Consider the following 15,819-nt stretch of genomic DNA (forward strand, 5'->3'; position numbering starts at 1 on the left):
GAGGGTCAGGTCAGGGGCGGCGGGGGCCGAGGCGTCGGGCCAGCACCCCGGCGGCGACGAGCAGCAGCACACCGGCGCCACCGGCGAGGAGGATGGTCGTCGCGTCCTGGCCGGCCGAGGCGCCGACCGCGACGTAGGCGACCGTCCCCGGCACCACGCCGAGCGCCGTCCCGAGCAGGTAGTCGCGCCGCCCGACCCGGCTCACGCCGGCGCCGTAGTTGACGACCGTGAACGGGACGAGCGGCGTGAGGCGGGCGATGACGACCGCCAGCAGCCCACGCTCGCGCAGCACCCGCCGCACCCGCTCGACCCGGGCCCCGGTGATGCCGTCGACCGCGTCGGCGCCGAGCCGGCCGGCCAGCTCGAACGTCACCCAGGCGCTCGCGACCGCACCGACCCACGACAGCGCGCTGCCCGCGCCGAGGCCGAAGAGGGCGCCGGCGATGCCCGCGAGGAGGTTCTTCGGGACCGGGACGAGGGTGAGGACGACGTGCAGCACGACGAAGACGACCGGACCCCACGCGCCGCTGGCGGCGACGGCACGGCGCACCGTCGCGAGGTCGCCGCCGAGCAGGAGCAGCGCCAGTCCGCCGGCGAGCAGCACCCCGACGACGAGCCCGACGAGGCGCAGGCGGGCGGCGGTCGAGGACGGCATCCCGGTCAGCCTAGGCGCGGGTGGGGACGTCGCCCGCGCCCGCATCCGGGCTTGCTCGAGCGGCGCCGAGGCCGCTCAGCGAGCGGGTGCGCAGGTGTCGGCGGTCGCCAGCCGCCGGACGAGGGCGCCGACGCCGAGGGCGGCGACCGGCACGAGGGCCCGCGTCGTCACGGCGACGCCGTCATCAGCCGGGCGCGGGCGAGCAGGACGAGCGGGCTCGCAGCCCAGGGGGCGGTGGCGAGGACCCGGGCGGGCGGTCACCGCCGGTCGGTGGCCTGCTCGGCGGGCTCGTCGGCGCAGGTGCAGCGGGCGGGCGGCGGGACGGACGCCATGACCATGTCGGCGTGCATGCCGCAGCCGGCCCAGGTGGTCTTGCCGCAGACGTGGCAGGTGGCGGGGGAGCACATGGGGACCTCCGGGAGGGCAAGGGGGGAGCGGTCGACCACAGGATGACACATACCCATGGGGGTATCAAGTCACGAACAGCGACCCGGTCAGGCGAGTCCCGCCGCCCGGGTGCCGGTGGACCGCGAGCGGACCGCGACCACCCCGGCGGCGAGCACGACGGCGGTGATCACGCCGAACCCGAGGCGCGGCTCGAGGGGCACGAGGATGCCGATGGTCCCGCCGACGACCCAGAAGGCCTGGAGGATCGTCTCGGACCACGAGAACACCCGCGCGCGGACGACCTCGGCGACGTCGCGCTGGATGAGGGCGTCGAGGCACAGCTTGGCCAGCTGCCCGAAGACCCCGCCCGCGAGCCCGACGAGGGCCAGCACCCAGACGGAGTAGAAGAGTGCCGTGGCGAGCGCGGCGGCCGCCGCGACGACCGCGATGGCGGTGGCCATCACCTCCGGCGCCGGGGTCTCCTTGCGGTTGCCGATGAGCGACCCCACGCCGTTGCCGACGCCCGCGGCCCCCGCGACGACGGCGAGGACGAGCGGGCCGTTCCAGCCGGGGATGGGGTGCTCGCGCATGAGGAAGGTGAGGAACAGGGTGAGGAACCCGGTGAGGAGGCGTGCGCCCGTCGTCAGCCACAGCACGTAGCGCACGGTGACCGGCAGCGCCCGCAGCCGGCGGGCGCCGCGCTCGGGCGAGCCGATGGGCTCCTCCCCGACCGGCGTGCCGTCGACGTCGAGCTCGCCGAGGCTGGAGTCGACCCGCGCCGGCAGGCGGATGGCCAGGACGGTGGCGGCGACGAAGATCACGAAGGCGACGCGCAGCGACCAGTCGGGCCCGATGCGCGACGCGGCCCCGGCGACCCCGCCGCCGAGGACCATCCCGACGATGCCGGCGATGTTGAGGCGCGAGTTGGCGCTCACGAGACCGATGCCCGCGGGCAGCAGGCGCGGGACGGCGGCGGCGCGGGCGACGGCGTAGGACCGAGATGCCACGAGGCACCCGAGGGCTGCGGGGAAGAGCCACGGGCTGTCCTCGAGGACGGCCGTGGCCAGCACCCACGCGAGGAAGCCGCGCATCGCGAGGGTCGTGCCGAGCGCCCAGCGGCGCCCGTGCCGGAAGCGGTCGAGCAGCGGCCCGATGAGCGGCGCGAGGAGGAGGAAGGGCGCCATCGTCAGGAGGAGGAAGAGGGCGACCCGGCCGCGGGCCTCGTCCGTCGGCATCGCGAAGACGGTGCCGGCGAGCGACACGGTGACGGCGGCGTCACCCGCCACGTTGACCGCGTGCAGCTCGGTGAGCCGCGCGAGCCCGGTGTCGGCGGCGCCGTCGGCCCCCGCGAAGCGCCGGAAGCGCTGCCCGGCGGCCCGGCCCCCGCGCCCGACGACCCGCGCGGACGCGGCGCCCCCACGGCCGACCGCCCGCAGGCCCCGGCCACCCCCGCGGCCGACGGCGCGGGCCCCGTCGGTGAACCGGCGCGGGCGCGCGGCGCGCGGCTCCTGCTCCGGTGGGGTGGAGGGCGGGACGGTCACGCACCGATCCTGCCTCGTGCCGGGCGGGTCGTGGGGGACCGGGCCGCCGTCGTGTCCGTCCCGTGGTCGCCCGCCCGCGCCACCGGGCCGGAACAGCCGCCGTCGACGTGGCGTTGAGCGACGCATGACCACCTCCGAGACCGGCATGGCCGAGCGCTACCAGAGGGCCCGGGGGCTCTTCGAGCACGGCGAGTTCCAGGCCGCCGCGGAGGAGCTCTCGCAGCTCGTCGACACGAGCGCCTACGAGCCGCCGCTGCACGGGACCACCGAGCTCCGGCTGCTCCTCGCGCGCTCCTACTTCCACTCCGCGCAGCTGTCCCGCGCCGAGACCGTGACCCGCGCCATCCTCGTCGACGACCCCGACGAGGCCTACGCGAACCTGCTCCTGGGGCGCACCCTCCAGCGCCAGGGGCGAGCGGCCGAGGCCAAGCCGCACCTCGTGATGGCCGAGCTGCTCGGCGGCTACGGCGACGAGGGCCGGCTGCCCCCGGTCGTCAGCGACGAGGGGGTCGGGGGCGTCGTCGACGTCGAGCCGCCGGCGCGGGGTGTCGACCGCGGCACCGACGAGCCCCACCCGGGCACCCCGTGACCGACTACGGGCACGCGCTCGAGCTCGGGATCTTCCCGACGCCCGAGGTCTCCTCGGCCGAGCGCGTGCTCGAGCTCGCCCAGCTCGCCGACGTCCTCGGCCTGGACCTCGTGACCGTCCAGGACCACCCGTACCAGGCGCGCCACCTCGACGCGTGGACCCTCCTGTCGGTCATCGGGGCCCGCACGACGGCCGTGCGGGTCGCGCCGAACGTCGTCAACCTGCCGTTGCGCCCGCCGGCGGTCCTCGCGAAGTCGGTGGCGACGCTCGACGTGCTGACCGGCGGCCGGGTCGAGCTGGGCCTCGGCGCCGGTGCCTTCTGGGACGCCATCGAGGCGGCCGGCGGCACCCGGCTCTCGCCCCGCGAGGCGGTCGACGCGCTCGAGGAGGCGGTCGCGGTGCTGCGTGCCATGTGGTCCGGCGAGGGCACGGTCCGCGTCGACGGCCGCCACCACCGCGTCCACGGCCTGCACGCGGGGCCCGCGCCGGCGCACCCGGTCGGCCTCTGGCTCGGCGCCTACAAGCCGCGGATGCTGCGCCTCACCGGTCGCGTCGCCGACGGCTGGCTGCCGAGCATGGGCTACGCCGACCCGGACGCGCTGGGGGCGATGAACGCGGTCGTCGACGAGGCGGCGCTCGAGGCCGGCCGGGCACCCGAGGACGTGCGGCGGCTCTACAACGTCTTCCCGGCGCGCTCCGGCGGCGGCAGCGGGCTGCGCGGCCGGCCGTCCGACTGGCCCGAGCAGCTCGCTGCGCTGACGCTCGAGCACGGGATGTCGACCTTCGTGCTCGGCACCGACGACCCCGGGCTGGTGCAGGCGTGGGCGCGGGAGGTCGCGCCGGCGACGCGCGAGCTCGTCGAGGCCGAGCGGGCGCGGCGGGCCTCCGGATCGGTGCCGGCACCGGCCGAGGAGCCGGTCGAGGTCCAGGGCGAGCCGGCTCCCGGCATCGAGACCTCGCGCCGGCAGGCCGCCACCGCACCGCCGTTCGTGCCGACCCCCGACGACGGCCGCCGGCTGACCGGTGACCTGCCCTGGGACGAGGCGTCGCGTCCGAGGTACCCGGACTCCTCCGACTCCTCGGGCTACACCGAGGCGCAGCTGGCCGTGCCGCGCCACCTCGTCGACGTCCACGACCACCTGCGCACCGAGCTCGCCCAGGTCCGCGACGTCGTCGACCAGGTCGCCCGCGGGATGCTGTCGGTCGGCTCGGCCCGCTCCGCGGTCAACGCGATGACGATGCGCCAGAACCAGTGGACGCTCGGCGCGTACTGCGAGTCGTACTGCCGCGTCGTCACCGGGCACCACACGCTCGAGGACGCCTCGATCTTCCCGCACCTGCGGTGGACCGACCCCGCCGCGGCACCGGTCATCGCCCGGCTCGAGGAGGAGCACGAGGTCATCCACGACGTCCTCGACGACGTCGACCGCGCGCTCGTCGCGCTCGTCGCCGACGAGGACGGGGCGATGGACCGGCTGCGGCACGTCGTCGACGTGCTGACCGACACCCTCCTGTCGCACCTGGCCTACGAGGAGCGCGAGCTGATGCACCCCCTCGCGCGCCACGGCTTCCACTGACCCGACTTCCTGCCCGTCCGCCACCCGGACGCCTCGAGAGCCCGACTGATGGCGAGTTCCGCCGCTCGACACGCCGCTGAACGGCGTGTCGAGCGGCTCAACTCGCAAGAAGTCGGGAAGGGCCGGGGTCAGGGGTGGGCTGGGTGGGAGGCGTGGGCGGCCTCGAGGGCGAGGAGGTGCTCCTTGGCCGCGGGACCGCCGGCGTACCCGCCGACCCCGCCGGCCGCCGGCAGCACCCGGTGGCAGGGCAGCGTGACGCACAGCGGGTTGCCGCCGAGCGCGGTGCCGACCGCCCGCGCGGCGCCCGGGTGCTCGACCGCGGCGGCGAGGGCCGCGTACGTCGTCCGCTCGCCGTAGCCGACCCGCGCCGCCAGGCCGGTCAGCACCTCGCGCTGGAAGGGCGACGCGAGGGCGAGGTCGGGTTCGACGTCGACCCGGCGCGTGCGTCCGGCGAGGAAGTCGCCCAGGGCCCGGCGCGCGGCGTCCGTCGGGGCGGGATGGCGCAGCACCCGCGGGCTGACGGACGCGGCGAGGCGGGCGAGCCAGCGTTCCTCGGCCGCGTCGTCCGGGGCGAAGGCGGTCGCGAGCACCCGACCGTCGTCGCGCACCGCGACGAGCATCCGCCCGACCTCGGTGTCGTCGAGGACGTACGAGACGTCGGTCGGCGCGAGGCGGGGCGGTCCGGCCAGGGGCGGGTCGAAGGAGGTGAGGGCGGTGAGGGCAGCGGGCGTGGTGGTGGGGTCGGTCATCGGAGGTCCTCCGGGTCGGTGAGGTCGAGGCGCAGGGCGGCGAGGGCGTCGCTGACCAGCCGCCGGCTCATCCCGGGCGACGTGCCGAGAGCGGCCGCGACCGCGCGGTGGTCGAGGTCGCCGACGAAGCGCAGGACGACGGCGTCACGCTGCCGGGGCGGCAGGGCGGCCACCCGCGCCCAGAGCCCGTCGTCGGGCGGGGTCGGCGGGTCGACGACGGGGGCCTCGGCGAGGACGGCCGGGTCCTCGTGCGGGGTCGTGCGCCGGGCGGCACGGTGGTGGTCCATCGCGCAGCGGTGGGTGACGGTGAGGAGCCACGAGCGCAGGTTGCGGGCGTGGGTGAGCCGGGGGTACGCGGCGAGCGCCCGGGTCCACGCCTGCTGCGCGACGTCGTCGGCGTGCACCGGCCCGACGAGGCCGTTTGCGAGACGGGCGACGTCGCGCCAGTGCTCGTCGACGAGGTGCTGGAAGGGCGGGAGGCTCACGATGGTCCAACGGTAGGGCGGCCGGGAGTGTGAGTGGCGTGACCGCGGGCCGGCCGCACCACCCGCGGGTCGGCCGAACGGCGCGTCCTCGGCCCCGAGGCGTCGCGGACGGCCGTGACCGTGGATGATGGTGTCCCGTGACCGTCGAGCAGCAGACGACCACCCGTCCCCTCGTCGTGGCCCACCGTGGCGCCAGCGAGGAGGAGGCCGAGCACACGCTCCGGGCCTACCGCAAGGCGTTCGCGCACGGCGCCGACGGGGTCGAGTGCGACGTGCGCCTCACGGCCGACCACCACCTGGTCTGCGTGCACGACCGGCGCGTCGAGCGGACGTCGAACGGGTCCGGTGTCGTCTCGACCCTCGAGCTCTCCCGGCTCGAGCAGCTCGACTGGGCGTCCTGGAAGAGCGGCCCCGGCGAGTCCGAGCGCCCCGAGTCCGACCCCGAGCGCGGGCACCTGCTGACCCTGCGACGCCTGCTCGACACCCTCGTCGACACCGGTGACGAGGTGCTGACCCTCATCGAGACCAAGCACCCGACCCGGCACGGCGACGACGTCGAGAAGACCCTCGTCCAGGTGCTGCGCTTCTTCGAGCTCGACCGGGGCGACCGCCCCGGCCGACCGCACGTGCGGGTCATGTCGTTCTCCGCGCGCGCGCTCGCGCGGGTGCACCGGCTCTCGCCGCAGATCCCCCTCGTCCACCTCCTCGCGGCGACGGGCCGTCCGCTGCCGCCCGACGGGACGCTGCCCAAGGGGGTCGGCACCGTCGGCCTCGACATCGTGTTCCTGCGCAGGAAGCCGTCGGTGGTCGAGAAGTACCGCCGGCACGGCCACGACGTGTTCGTGTGGACGGTCGACGACGAGGCCGACATGGACCTGTGCCGCGAGCTCGGGGTCGACGTCGTCATCACCAACCGCCCCGGGACGGCCATCGCCCGGTTCGGGAGCAGGTTGTAGCGTGACGCCCGTGACCTCGGAGAACACACCCCCGACTCCCGACGTCGAGGAGGAGGTGCTCGGCGTCGTCGAGTCCTCCGGGCCCGGCGCCGACAGCATCATCTGCACCGTGCGCGTCCCGTCGGACGCCTCGTCGGTCGGCCGCGTCCGCCGCGCCATCGTCACCGACCTCACCGAGCGCGACCTCGACGAGGACCTCGTCGGCGAGGCCGAGATGGTGACCTCGGAGCTGCTGACCAACGCCGTGCGCCACGCCCGTCCGCTCTCGGACGGCACGATCCGCGTGCGGTGGAAGATCCGCGGCGACGTCGTCGAGGTCGAGGTGACCGACGGCGGCGGCGCCACCGTCCCCAAGCCGGCGCCGCGCACGGTCTGGCTCTCCTCGGGCCGCGGCCTGCGCATCGTGCGCTCGATGGCCCACGAGTGGGGCGTCACCGAGGACCGCACGGGCAACGTCGTGTGGGCCACGCTCGGCGGGCCCAGCCGCCGCCGCGCCACCTGAGCGACGTCCCTTAGGGTGCTCGCATGGGCAAGGCATCCCGACGTCAGCGCGGCTCCGACCGCACCCCGAAGGCCGCGCGCCCGGCGCCGGCCCCGTTCGAGGCGCGGCCCTTCGCCGGCCTGCCCGGCGAGACCGACTGGGTCGCGATGCGCGAGATCCTGCCGGCGGCCACCGCGGTCGTCCGGGTGCGCCCCGAGCACGTCCCCGACGGCGCCCCGTCGGAGGTGACCGTCGCGACGGTCCTTCCGATGGCCTGGCCCGCGCTGCACCGCACCGACGGCACCGTGCTCATCGGCACGCAGTCGGGCAACGCGAGCGGCGACGCCTCCCGCGACCTCGCCGCGCAGCTGCTCGCCGGCCTCGCCGCCGAGCAGGGCACCCCGGTGACGAGCACCCCGCAGGTCACCGCCGACAGCCCCCGCCTCCAGGACGTCCTCGCCGAGGACACGACCTTCGAGGTCACCGTCCACGAGGGCTTCGACTTCTGGGTCGAGGGCCAGGAGCTCGAGGGCGAGGCGCAGGAGTCGCTGGAGCGTGCCAACTCCTCCGTCGTCCCGACCGTCGCGATGACCTCGCTGCCGTCGGCGTACTGGGTGCGCATCGGGGACCGTGCGCACGTCCGGCTCGTCCTGCCCGAGGACGAGGACGTCGCCACCGACGCGCTCGCCCGCCTGCACGCCGCCGGTGAGGACGGCCTGGGCGAGGGGACCCGCCTCCTCGGCGCCTTCCGGACCGGCGGCCTGCTCGTCCCCGTCTGGGACCTCGACCCCGAGCTCGAGGCCGGTGACCACGAGTCCGAGCTCGCCGCGTTCGGTGAGCGCTACCGGGCCGCGCTGGCCGCGGACGCGCCCCTGACGCCCGAGGAGCGGCGCGCCCGCTCGGGGCTGCTCAGCCGCCAGGTCACGCTCCGCTGATGGCCGGGGTCGCGGCGGTCGTCCCCTGCAAGGACGAGGCCGACCGCATCGGGGCCACCGTCGCGGCGGTGTCCGCGCTCGACGTCGTGACCCGCGTCGTCGTCGTCGACGACGGCAGCTCCGACGGCACGACCGCCGCGGCCGAGGCCGCCGGCGCCGACGTCGTGCGCCACCCCGTCAACCGGGGCAAGGCGGCGGCCCTGCGGACCGGTGTGGCCCGGGTCCGCGAGCTGGAGGCCGCGGCCGGAGAGGCGCCGGCCGCGCTGCTCTTCGTCGACGGCGATCTCCAGGAGACCGCGTCCGCGCTCGGCGTCCTCACAGACGCGGTGCTCGACGGCAGCGCGGACATGACGATCGCGACGCTGCCCGCGCAGATCACCGCCGGTGGCGGGCGCGGGCTGGTCGTCGGCCTCGCCCGGCGAGGCATCGAGCACCTCACGGGTTTCCGTGCGGTGCAGCCGCTCTCGGGGATGCGCTGCCTGTCCCCGGGGGCCTACGAGGCTGCGTCGCCGCTCGCGCGTGGCTGGGGGGTCGAGACGGCGCTGACCGTGGACGTGCTCCGTGCCGGGCTGCGCGTCCTCGAGGTGCCCTGCGAGCTCCAGCACCGGGTGAGCGGCCGCGACTGGCGCGGCCAGCTGCACCGGGCCGGCCAGTACCGCGACGTGTGGCTGGCCCTGGTCCGGCGCGGTTGGCGGCCGTGGCAGCGGGGCTGAGCGCCGCCCGGCACGACCCCCCGACCGTCGCGTCGGACGGGCCGGTGCGCACCGACAGGGTGCGCCGGCTGCTCCTCGGTGCCTCCGTGGCGCTCCTGCTCGTCGTCGGCCTCGCCCGGCCGAACGCCGCCCAGCCCGACCTGTCGCCGCGCGGCTGGGCACCGGGCACGCTGCTGCCGCTCGACCTCTCGCCCGCCCTCGTCACCGGCGTGCTGTGGGCCGCGTACCTCGTCGGTGCCGCAGCGGTCGTGCTCGGGCTGCGCTCGGGCACACCGGCCCTGCGGGGATGGCGGGTGCCGGGAGCGCTGGCCGTCGCCGCGCTGCTCACCGCGCCCTTCGGCTCCGCCGACCACGTCAGCTATGTCGCGTACGGGCGCATCCTCGCCACCGGGGGCAACCCGTGGGTCGAGTCGCCGAGCGACTGGATGAACGGCACCGACCCCGTGACGAGCCGGGTCGAGGCGCCCTGGACCGAGGAGCCGAGCGTCTACGGGCCCTTCGCCACGCTGCTGCACGGACTGTCGGCCCTCGTCGGCGGACCCCAGCTGCGGCAGGAGGTCTGGATCTGGCAGCTGCTCGTCGTCCTCGCCTGGCTCGGCGCGCGCTGGGCGCTGAGGTCGGCCCTCCCGGCGCGCCTGCACGGCCGGGTGGACGCGGCGTGGACCCTCAACCCGCTCGTCCTCGGGGCCGGGGTGCTCGGGGCGCACGTCGACGTCGTGGCCGCGGCGCTGCTCGTCGTCGCCGTCGCGCTGCTGGTCCGGCTGCCCGGCCCGGCCGGGCTCGCCTGCGCCGGTGGGGTGCTCGCGCTCGCGGCCTCGACGAAGGTGACGTACGGGGTCGGCCTGCTCGCCGTCGTGACGGCCCTGTGGCTGGCGCGCGACCGGTCGGCGCCGGTCGCGTCGGCGCTGCGCCGCGTCGCCGTGCTCGTCGGCGGCTTCGTCGTCGTGGCCGGGCTGCTCCAGCTCTGGGGCGGGTCGCACGTCTACGACCAGCTGCTGCGCTCGCGGCAGGCCGTCTCGCTCGCGACGCCGTGGCGCCCGCTCCTCGAGGCGCTGCGCTCCTCCCTCGGCAACGCGGACGCCCGGACGCTCGTCAGCGCCGGGGCCGCCGTGCTGGCGGTGCTGCTCGCGGTCCTCCTGGGGCGCGCGACGCGTGGAGCCGTCCGCAGCACCGACCCCGCCTCGCAGCGCCTCGCCGCCACCGCCCTGCGCTGGACCGCCGTCCTCTCGCTGGCCTACTCGCTCGCCGCCCCCTACTCGCTGCCCTGGTACGACGTCCTCGTCTGGGCCGCGCTGCCCGCGCTCGCCGCCGGCTGGGTCGACCGGCTCGCCCTCGCCCGGCTGCTGCTCATGTGCCTCGCGTACGTCCCGGGCCGGGTCCTCGGGATGACGCCCGGCGTCGAGTCCGTGACGCTCGGGTTCCGGCGCGAGGTCGCGCCGTGGCTCGCGCTGCTCGTGTGGCTCGTGGCGGTCGGGGTCAGCGTCGCCGTCGGCCGGCGCGGGTCGGCGCCGTCGTCCGTGCCTCCTCGAGCAGGTACCCCACCGACACCGACACGATGAGCGGGACGGCGAGCGTCGCCCCGACCGCGGGGATGGCCACGCCGGAGTCGTTGACCGCGAACCCGATCGCCAGCACGAGGAACAGCGCGACGAGGCCGGGGCGGAACGTCGGTGCCGCGTCGAACGAGCGCTGCAGCGAGCGCGAGCCCCACGACGTCGGGCGCGCGAGGACGTAGGCGACGAAGAGCAGGGCCGCCGGCACGAGGAGCGTCAGGGGCGCGTTCTCGCGGAGGATCTCGAGGTTCTGCTCGGCCTTGCGCACGACGATGTCGTCGGCCGTGCCGTCGATGATCGACTGGACGAAGCGGCCGAGGTGCGTCCGGCTGCCCGGCGGCCGCAGCCAGTCGGCCCCGGCGGCCGCGAAGAACACGACGACGACGGAGACGACGATCAACCCCCAGCGCTTCCACGTGAGGCGGATGCCGAGGATCGTCAGGACGAGGTAGACGACCGCGGGCAGGAGCGCCGGCGGGCCGCCGAGGTCGGCGCCCCAGAACGGCGCCGCGTCGACGAGCAGCGCGACGAACCCGATGCCCCCGACGGCGACCGCCGCGGCGACCCGCGCCCCGCGCAGGACGAGGACCGACGAGACGGCCGTCGCGAGGAGGATCGCCGCCGTCCCGAACAGGGCGAACGTCGGGTTCCCCATCCCGTAGAAGCGCCCGGCGACGACCGGCTGCAGGCCCATCAGAGAAGACAGCTGGAGGCGGGAGCCGGTCATGACGTCGGCGGCGAGGACGACCGCGGTGACCGCCGAGACGAAGGCCATCGGCCCGAGGGGGCGCTTGCCCCACGGCCCGCGGAGCGCGACGCCGGCGATGACGGCGACGAAGGCCAGCACCGTCGCGACGACCGCGAGCATCTCGACGGGGAAGCGCCACCACGGCACGAGGTTGGCGAGGAAGGTCGAGACCGGGACGGCGGCCGCGGCCACCGACAGCACGCGCACCCGCGTCAGCACCGTCGTCCGGGTGGCCTCCGAGCCGATCCGGCCCTTCCAGACGAGGAGCACGAGCAGGTAGACGACGAGCTGGCCGTACGCGAAGACCTGGAAGAACGGCTCGACGAGGCCGTGGACGTCGTGGCTCGCCTCGTCGAGGTCCCGCAGGTGGGTGAGCCGCTCGGTGGCGCGGCGCTCGGAGCCGTCCGGCGCGGGGTCGGTCGTCAGCGGCGAGCCGGCGACGGAGTCGGGGACGGGCAGGCCGACCCCGGCGAGCACCGTCGCGGTGAGGTCGGGGGCCTGGGCGAGGCCGTCCTGCCGGGTCGAGCCGGAGACGAGCGTGCCGGGGCCGAAGTGCGGGCCACGGGCGAGGACCATCCGCAGCCGCTCGGAGAGACCGGCGTCCGACAGGCTGGCGACGACGAAGTCGGCGCCGTTCGGGCCGGCGTCGAGGACCTGCCCGATGCGCTGGTCGACCGCGCGCACCTGCTCGACGCGCGAGCCGGTGGCCCGCTCCCCGGGTGCGAGGTCGTCGGGGTCGCGGACCGTGCCGACGTCGACGAGCGTGACGGGGCAGGTGTTGAGGTCGACGAGCAGGTCGTCCGGGACGAAGTCCATCTGCTGGGTCACGCGGCCGTCGGGCAGCGCGCCGCCCAGCGCGGCGTACGGGCCGACCGTCGCGACGCACATCTTCTGGGCGTCGACCTGCTGGGCGAGCAGCCCCAGCCGGGTGTCGAACTTCTGCTCCGCCGCGGCCGCCTCGTACTGCGGCCACTCCGTGACGCGTCCGTCCTGCACGGTCGGCGGGCCGGGGCAGGCACGGTCGGCGGGGTTGGCAGCGTCGCCGGTGCGCGGCACGGCGGCCCGCGAGCCGGCGGACAGCCCGAGCCACCCGTCGGCGGGGCAGGTGTTGGACCACACGGAGCGGACCGACAGCGTCGCGCCGGAGCCGTTGCGCAGCATCGACCAGAGGGTCGGGGTGTCGCGGGCGTTGACGTCGGACCACGACAGGCCGCCGGTGCCGACGAGGACGACGGCGCCCGTGGGCTCGCGCGCGGCGGTGGCCGAGGACCCCGGGACCGCGAGCAGGAGCCCGCCGACGACGGCCACCAGGGCCACGGCGACGGCGAGGGCTCTGCGGGTCACGCGGCCCAAGGGTAACGACCCGTGGTGAGAATGGTGTCGTGACCTCCCCGCCCGCCCGACGCCCCGCCGTGCCCCGGCACCGCTGGATCCTCGCGGTGGTCCTCGTGGCGCTCGCCGCCTCGCCGGTGGCCCTGCGCTACCTCGTCTTCTGGCCGCTGGACCAGTGGCAGGTCGACGTCGACGTGTACCGGCAGGCGGGGGTCTCGATCCTCACCGGGCGGCCCGTCTACTCGGCGATGACCGAGGCGCCGCAGCTGCTGCCGTTCACCTACCCGCCGTTCGCGGCGTTCCTCGGGATCCCGTTGGCGCTCATCCCGTTCGGTGTCGTCGGCTGGCTCTGGACGGCGATGCAGGTCGTCGCGACGACGGCCATCGTCTGGTACGCCGGCCGGGCGCTGCTGGCCCGCTCCGGGTCGTGGCTGCCGCTGGCGCTCGCGGCCCTCACGGCGCCGATGCTCTGGCTGCACCCCGTCGGCGACGGCATCCGGTTCGGGCAGGTCAACGCCTTCATCGTCCTCGCCTGCGTCATGGACCTCGTCGAGCCCCGACCGCGCCTCGCGCGCTGGCTGCCCAAGGGCGCGCTCATCGGGCTGGCCATGGCGGTCAAGCTGACGCCGGGGGTCTTCGTCGTCCACTTCCTCCTGACCCGGCGCTGGAAGGAGGCGGCGACCGCCGTCGCGTCGGCCGCGGTCGCGACGCTGCTCGCGGCCGCCGTGCTGCCCGGCACCTCGTGGACGTACTGGACCTTCGCCCTGCGCGACCCCACGCGGCTCGGGCCGAACGCGGGGACGGCCAACCAGTCGGTGCGCGGCTTCCTGCTGCGCCTCGGCCCGGAGGGGCTGCCCGGCACCGTGATCTGGCTGGTCGTCGTGGCCGGCATCGCGTGGGTGGGGTTCCGGCTGGCCGCCCGGATGTACCGCGCCGGCGATCCCGTCGGCGAGCTCGCGGTCGTCGGCATCGTCGCGTGCCTCGTGTCGCCGGTGTCGTGGGTGCACCACTACCACTGGGTCGTCGTCGTCGTGCTGGCGCTGCTCGGAGCCCGGCCGTGGGAGGAGCGGCACCGGCTGTGGGCCGCGGCGGCCGTCACGGTCTTCTTCACGCTGCGCCTGCCGTGGTGGGGCATCGACTGGCTCGCGCAGCGGGACTGGCCGCAGTGGCCGGGGCGGGTGCTGCAGAACGCCGACGTCGCCGGTGGGCTGGCGTGCCTGGCGCTGCTGTGGTGGACCGCCCGTCGGCGGGACCGGGAAACTGGGGCGGGCGCCGGCGCCGGTGCGGACCCGGACGTCGAGGCGCGGCCGTCGTCCCCGGCCCTAGCCTGAGGGCATGCTCGACATCGGACCGGCGGAGGCGCTGCTGCTCGCGGTCCCCGCGCTGCTGCTCCTCGCCGCGGTCGCGCTCGTCGTGCTCCTCCTCGTGCGGACGGCCGGGCTGCGCCGGCGGGTCGACGCCCTCGAGGCGCACCGCCCGGCCGGCGACACCGACGTCAGCGCGCTGCGGGCGGAGGTCGCCCAGGCGCTGCGGCACGTCGCGGTGGTCCGCTACGACGCGTTCGGCGACATGGGCGGCCGGCTGAGCTTCAGCGCGGCCGTCGTCGACGACCGGGGCGACGGCCTCGTCATCAGCTCGATCCACGCGCGCGGCGAGTCGCGCACCTACGCGAAGGGGGTCGTCGGCGGCGCGTCCGAGGCGACCCTCTCGCCCGAGGAGCAGCAGGCCCTCGCCGCCGCCCGCACCGGCAAGGAGCAGCCATGACCACCCGCTTCGGCTACCTCGGACCCGAGGGGACGTTCACCTCGATGGCGCTGGACGCGTGGCCGGCCGCCGGCGACGGGGCTGAGCGCGTCGCGTTCGGGTCGGTCGGGGCGGCGCTCTCGGCGCTGCGGGCCGGCGACGTCGACGGGGCGATGGTGCCCATCGAGAACTCCGTCGAGGGAGGTGTGTCGGCGACGCTCGACGCCCTGGCCAGCGGCGACCCCCTCGTCGTGACGGGCGAGGTGCTCGTGCCGGTGCGGTTCGTCCTCGCGGCGCGCGGCGGGGTGTCGCTCGCCGACGTCCGCGCCGTCGGGACGCACTCGCACGCGTGGGCCCAGGTGCGCGGCTGGATGGCGACGCACCTGCCCGAGGCCGTGTACGTGCCGACACTGTCGACGGCGTCGGCCGCCGAGACGCTCGGGGCGGTGCACGAGGGGCGCGCCGGTGCGGTGGACCAGGCGGGCGCCGGCTCGCCGCAGTTCGACGCGGCGGTGTGTGCACCGGCCGCGGCGTCGCTGCACGGGCTGTCGACGCTCGCCGAGGGCATCGGCGACATGCAGTCGGCGGTCACCCGCTTCGTGCTCGTCGCGCGGCCGGGCGCGATGCCGGCGCCGACGGGGGCCGACAAGACGACGGTCGTGCTCTACCAGCGTGAGGACCACGCCGGTGGGCTGCTGGAGCTGCTCGAGCAGTTCGCGGCGCGGGGCATCAACATGACGCGGCTGGAGTCGCGGCCGACCAAGGAGTCGATGGGGGCGTACTGCTTCTCCGTCGACGTCGAGGGGCACGTGCTCGACGAGCGGCTCGGTGAGGCGCTCATGGGGCTGAAGCGGATCTGCGCCGAGGTGCGCTTCCTCGGGTCCTACCCCCGGGCGGACCGGCAGCCCGCGACCGTCGGGCCGCGCGCGAGCGACGCCGACTTCGCCGCGGCCCGGGAGTGGATCCAAGGGCTGCGCGCCGGAGGCGCCTGACCCGTCGAGGGCCGGACCCCGACCCCTGCCCCGTCGTGCCCACCGCCGCCGATCCTGAGAGCGGGCCCCGGTATGGATGACTCCCAGCCTCCATGCGCCCCGGAAGGTTTACCTTCCACCCGCAAGCATCTGGTTGCACAGGGAAGGTTTCCCTTTCACCCCGCAAGTGTCTGGTTGCTGCAGGAAGGTTTTCCTTCTCCGCGGGAACCATGTGGTTGCGCCGGCGAGGTTTTCCTTCCGCGCAGCATGGATGTGGTTGCGCGGGGAAGGTTGACCTTGCGGCCGGAAGCAGATGGTTGCGAGGTGGAAGGTAAACCTTCCGGGGAGACAGGAGGCTGGGAGGGCACACCTCGACCTTCCGCTCTCAGGATCGCGGTCCCCGC

At 75.8% G+C, this 15,819-nt stretch carries 16 protein-coding genes; 10 read left to right on the plus strand and 6 right to left on the minus strand.

Translation table 11 applies throughout. The features are described 5' to 3' along the window. Positions 1-10 precede the first annotated feature (10 nt). The 3 genes from J3473_RS12480 to J3473_RS12490 all read right to left on the minus strand — a co-directional run bounded on the left by J3473_RS12480 (position 11) and on the right by J3473_RS12490 (position 2,583). Positions 11-655, minus strand: a complete 645-nt coding sequence (locus J3473_RS12480) for a TVP38/TMEM64 family protein (RefSeq protein WP_051750248.1) — start codon at positions 653-655, stop codon at positions 11-13. Positions 656-912: 257 nt separating this feature from the next. Continuing rightward, the gene (locus J3473_RS12485; RefSeq protein ID WP_207023889.1) at positions 913-1,062 is read right to left on the minus strand and encodes a hypothetical protein; all 150 of its coding nucleotides are present in this window, start codon (positions 1,060-1,062) and stop codon (positions 913-915) included. Between the two features lie 87 nt (positions 1,063-1,149). Continuing rightward, positions 1,150-2,583 (minus strand): MFS transporter, encoded by a 1,434-nt coding sequence (locus J3473_RS12490; RefSeq protein WP_242525845.1) that lies wholly within the window; start codon positions 2,581-2,583, stop codon positions 1,150-1,152. 124 nt (positions 2,584-2,707) lie between these two features. Between J3473_RS12490 and J3473_RS12495 the strand changes: the two genes are divergently transcribed. Together J3473_RS12495 and J3473_RS12500 are read left to right on the plus strand one after the other, a co-directional pair. Next, a complete protein-coding gene (locus J3473_RS12495) occupies positions 2,708-3,172 on the plus strand; it encodes a M48 family metallopeptidase (protein ID WP_207023893.1) in 465 nt (154 codons plus the stop codon). Beyond that, positions 3,169-4,749 carry an LLM class flavin-dependent oxidoreductase gene (locus tag J3473_RS12500; protein WP_207023894.1) on the plus strand — a complete coding sequence of 527 codons (1,581 nt, stop codon included), beginning with the start codon at positions 3,169-3,171 and terminating at the stop codon, positions 4,747-4,749. Before J3473_RS12495 ends, J3473_RS12500 begins: the two co-directional genes overlap by 4 nt. A 128-nt stretch (positions 4,750-4,877) precedes the next feature. On the opposite strand, the gene J3473_RS12505 is transcribed toward J3473_RS12500, so the two are convergent. Next, positions 4,878-5,498, minus strand: a complete 621-nt coding sequence (locus J3473_RS12505; protein WP_207023896.1) for a methylated-DNA--[protein]-cysteine S-methyltransferase — start codon at positions 5,496-5,498, stop codon at positions 4,878-4,880. Continuing rightward, positions 5,495-5,983, minus strand: coding sequence for an RNA polymerase sigma factor (locus J3473_RS12510; protein WP_207023898.1), 489 nt, complete (start codon positions 5,981-5,983; stop codon positions 5,495-5,497). The genes J3473_RS12505 and J3473_RS12510 overlap by 4 nt, the downstream gene beginning before the upstream one ends. 137 nt (positions 5,984-6,120) lie before the next feature. On the opposite strand from J3473_RS12510, the gene J3473_RS12515 reads away from it, so the two are divergent. The 5 genes from J3473_RS12515 to J3473_RS12535 are packed head-to-tail and all read left to right on the plus strand — an operon-like array spanning position 6,121 to position 10,627. Beyond that, positions 6,121-6,939: a glycerophosphodiester phosphodiesterase family protein gene (locus J3473_RS12515; RefSeq protein ID WP_207023900.1), complete on the plus strand. Its 819-nt coding sequence runs from the start codon at positions 6,121-6,123 to the stop codon at positions 6,937-6,939. A gap of 10 nt (positions 6,940-6,949) precedes the next feature. Further along, positions 6,950-7,441: an ATP-binding protein gene (locus J3473_RS12520; protein WP_306790185.1), complete on the plus strand. Its 492-nt coding sequence runs from the start codon at positions 6,950-6,952 to the stop codon at positions 7,439-7,441. 23 nt (positions 7,442-7,464) lie between these two features. Then, positions 7,465-8,355 (plus strand): DUF5926 family protein, encoded by an 891-nt coding sequence (locus J3473_RS12525; RefSeq protein WP_030527132.1) that lies wholly within the window; start codon positions 7,465-7,467, stop codon positions 8,353-8,355. Then, the gene (locus tag J3473_RS12530) at positions 8,355-9,068 is read left to right on the plus strand and encodes a glycosyltransferase (protein WP_207023902.1); all 714 of its coding nucleotides are present in this window, start codon (positions 8,355-8,357) and stop codon (positions 9,066-9,068) included. Before J3473_RS12525 ends, J3473_RS12530 begins: the two co-directional genes overlap by 1 nt. Next, entirely contained in the window at positions 9,053-10,627 is a 1,575-nt protein-coding gene (locus tag J3473_RS12535; protein WP_207023904.1) for a hypothetical protein, read from the plus strand. Before J3473_RS12530 ends, J3473_RS12535 begins: the two co-directional genes overlap by 16 nt. On the opposite strand, the gene J3473_RS12540 is transcribed toward J3473_RS12535, so the two are convergent. Continuing rightward, positions 10,545-12,713 (minus strand): hypothetical protein, encoded by a 2,169-nt coding sequence (locus J3473_RS12540; protein WP_207023907.1) that lies wholly within the window; start codon positions 12,711-12,713, stop codon positions 10,545-10,547. The genes J3473_RS12535 and J3473_RS12540 overlap by 83 nt on opposite strands. A 38-nt stretch (positions 12,714-12,751) precedes the next feature. Between J3473_RS12540 and J3473_RS12545 the strand changes: the two genes are divergently transcribed. The 3 genes from J3473_RS12545 to pheA are packed head-to-tail and all read left to right on the plus strand — an operon-like array spanning position 12,752 to position 15,436. Continuing rightward, positions 12,752-14,032: a glycosyltransferase 87 family protein gene (locus J3473_RS12545; protein WP_207023909.1), complete on the plus strand. Its 1,281-nt coding sequence runs from the start codon at positions 12,752-12,754 to the stop codon at positions 14,030-14,032. A gap of 4 nt (positions 14,033-14,036) precedes the next feature. Further along, on the plus strand, positions 14,037-14,465 hold the full coding sequence (locus J3473_RS12550) for a DUF4446 family protein (RefSeq protein ID WP_030527127.1): 429 nt from the start codon (positions 14,037-14,039) through the stop codon (positions 14,463-14,465). Next, positions 14,462-15,436, plus strand: a complete 975-nt coding sequence (gene pheA / locus J3473_RS12555; RefSeq protein WP_030527126.1) for a prephenate dehydratase — start codon at positions 14,462-14,464, stop codon at positions 15,434-15,436. The genes J3473_RS12550 and pheA overlap by 4 nt, the downstream gene beginning before the upstream one ends. Positions 15,437-15,819 lie beyond the last annotated feature (383 nt).

It is taken from the genome of Phycicoccus sp. DTK01, from assembly GCF_017312765.1.
Taxonomy (GTDB): domain Bacteria; phylum Actinomycetota; class Actinomycetes; order Actinomycetales; family Dermatophilaceae; genus Phycicoccus; species Phycicoccus jejuensis.

Coding starts and splice junctions, on each gene's coding strand:
- J3473_RS12480 (WP_051750248.1), bottom strand. CDS start 655: ATGCCGTCCTCGACCGCCGCCCGCCTGCGCCTCGTCGGGCTCGTCGTC.
- J3473_RS12485 (WP_207023889.1), bottom strand. CDS start 1,062: ATGTGCTCCCCCGCCACCTGCCACGTCTGCGGCAAGACCACCTGGGCC.
- J3473_RS12495 (WP_207023893.1), top strand. CDS start 2,708: ATGACCACCTCCGAGACCGGCATGGCCGAGCGCTACCAGAGGGCCCGG.
- J3473_RS12505 (WP_207023896.1), bottom strand. CDS start 5,498: ATGACCGACCCCACCACCACGCCCGCTGCCCTCACCGCCCTCACCTCC.
- J3473_RS12525 (WP_030527132.1), top strand. CDS start 7,465: ATGGGCAAGGCATCCCGACGTCAGCGCGGCTCCGACCGCACCCCGAAG.
- J3473_RS12530 (WP_207023902.1), top strand. CDS start 8,355: ATGGCCGGGGTCGCGGCGGTCGTCCCCTGCAAGGACGAGGCCGACCGC.
- J3473_RS12550 (WP_030527127.1), top strand. CDS start 14,037: ATGCTCGACATCGGACCGGCGGAGGCGCTGCTGCTCGCGGTCCCCGCG.
- pheA (WP_030527126.1), top strand. CDS start 14,462: ATGACCACCCGCTTCGGCTACCTCGGACCCGAGGGGACGTTCACCTCG.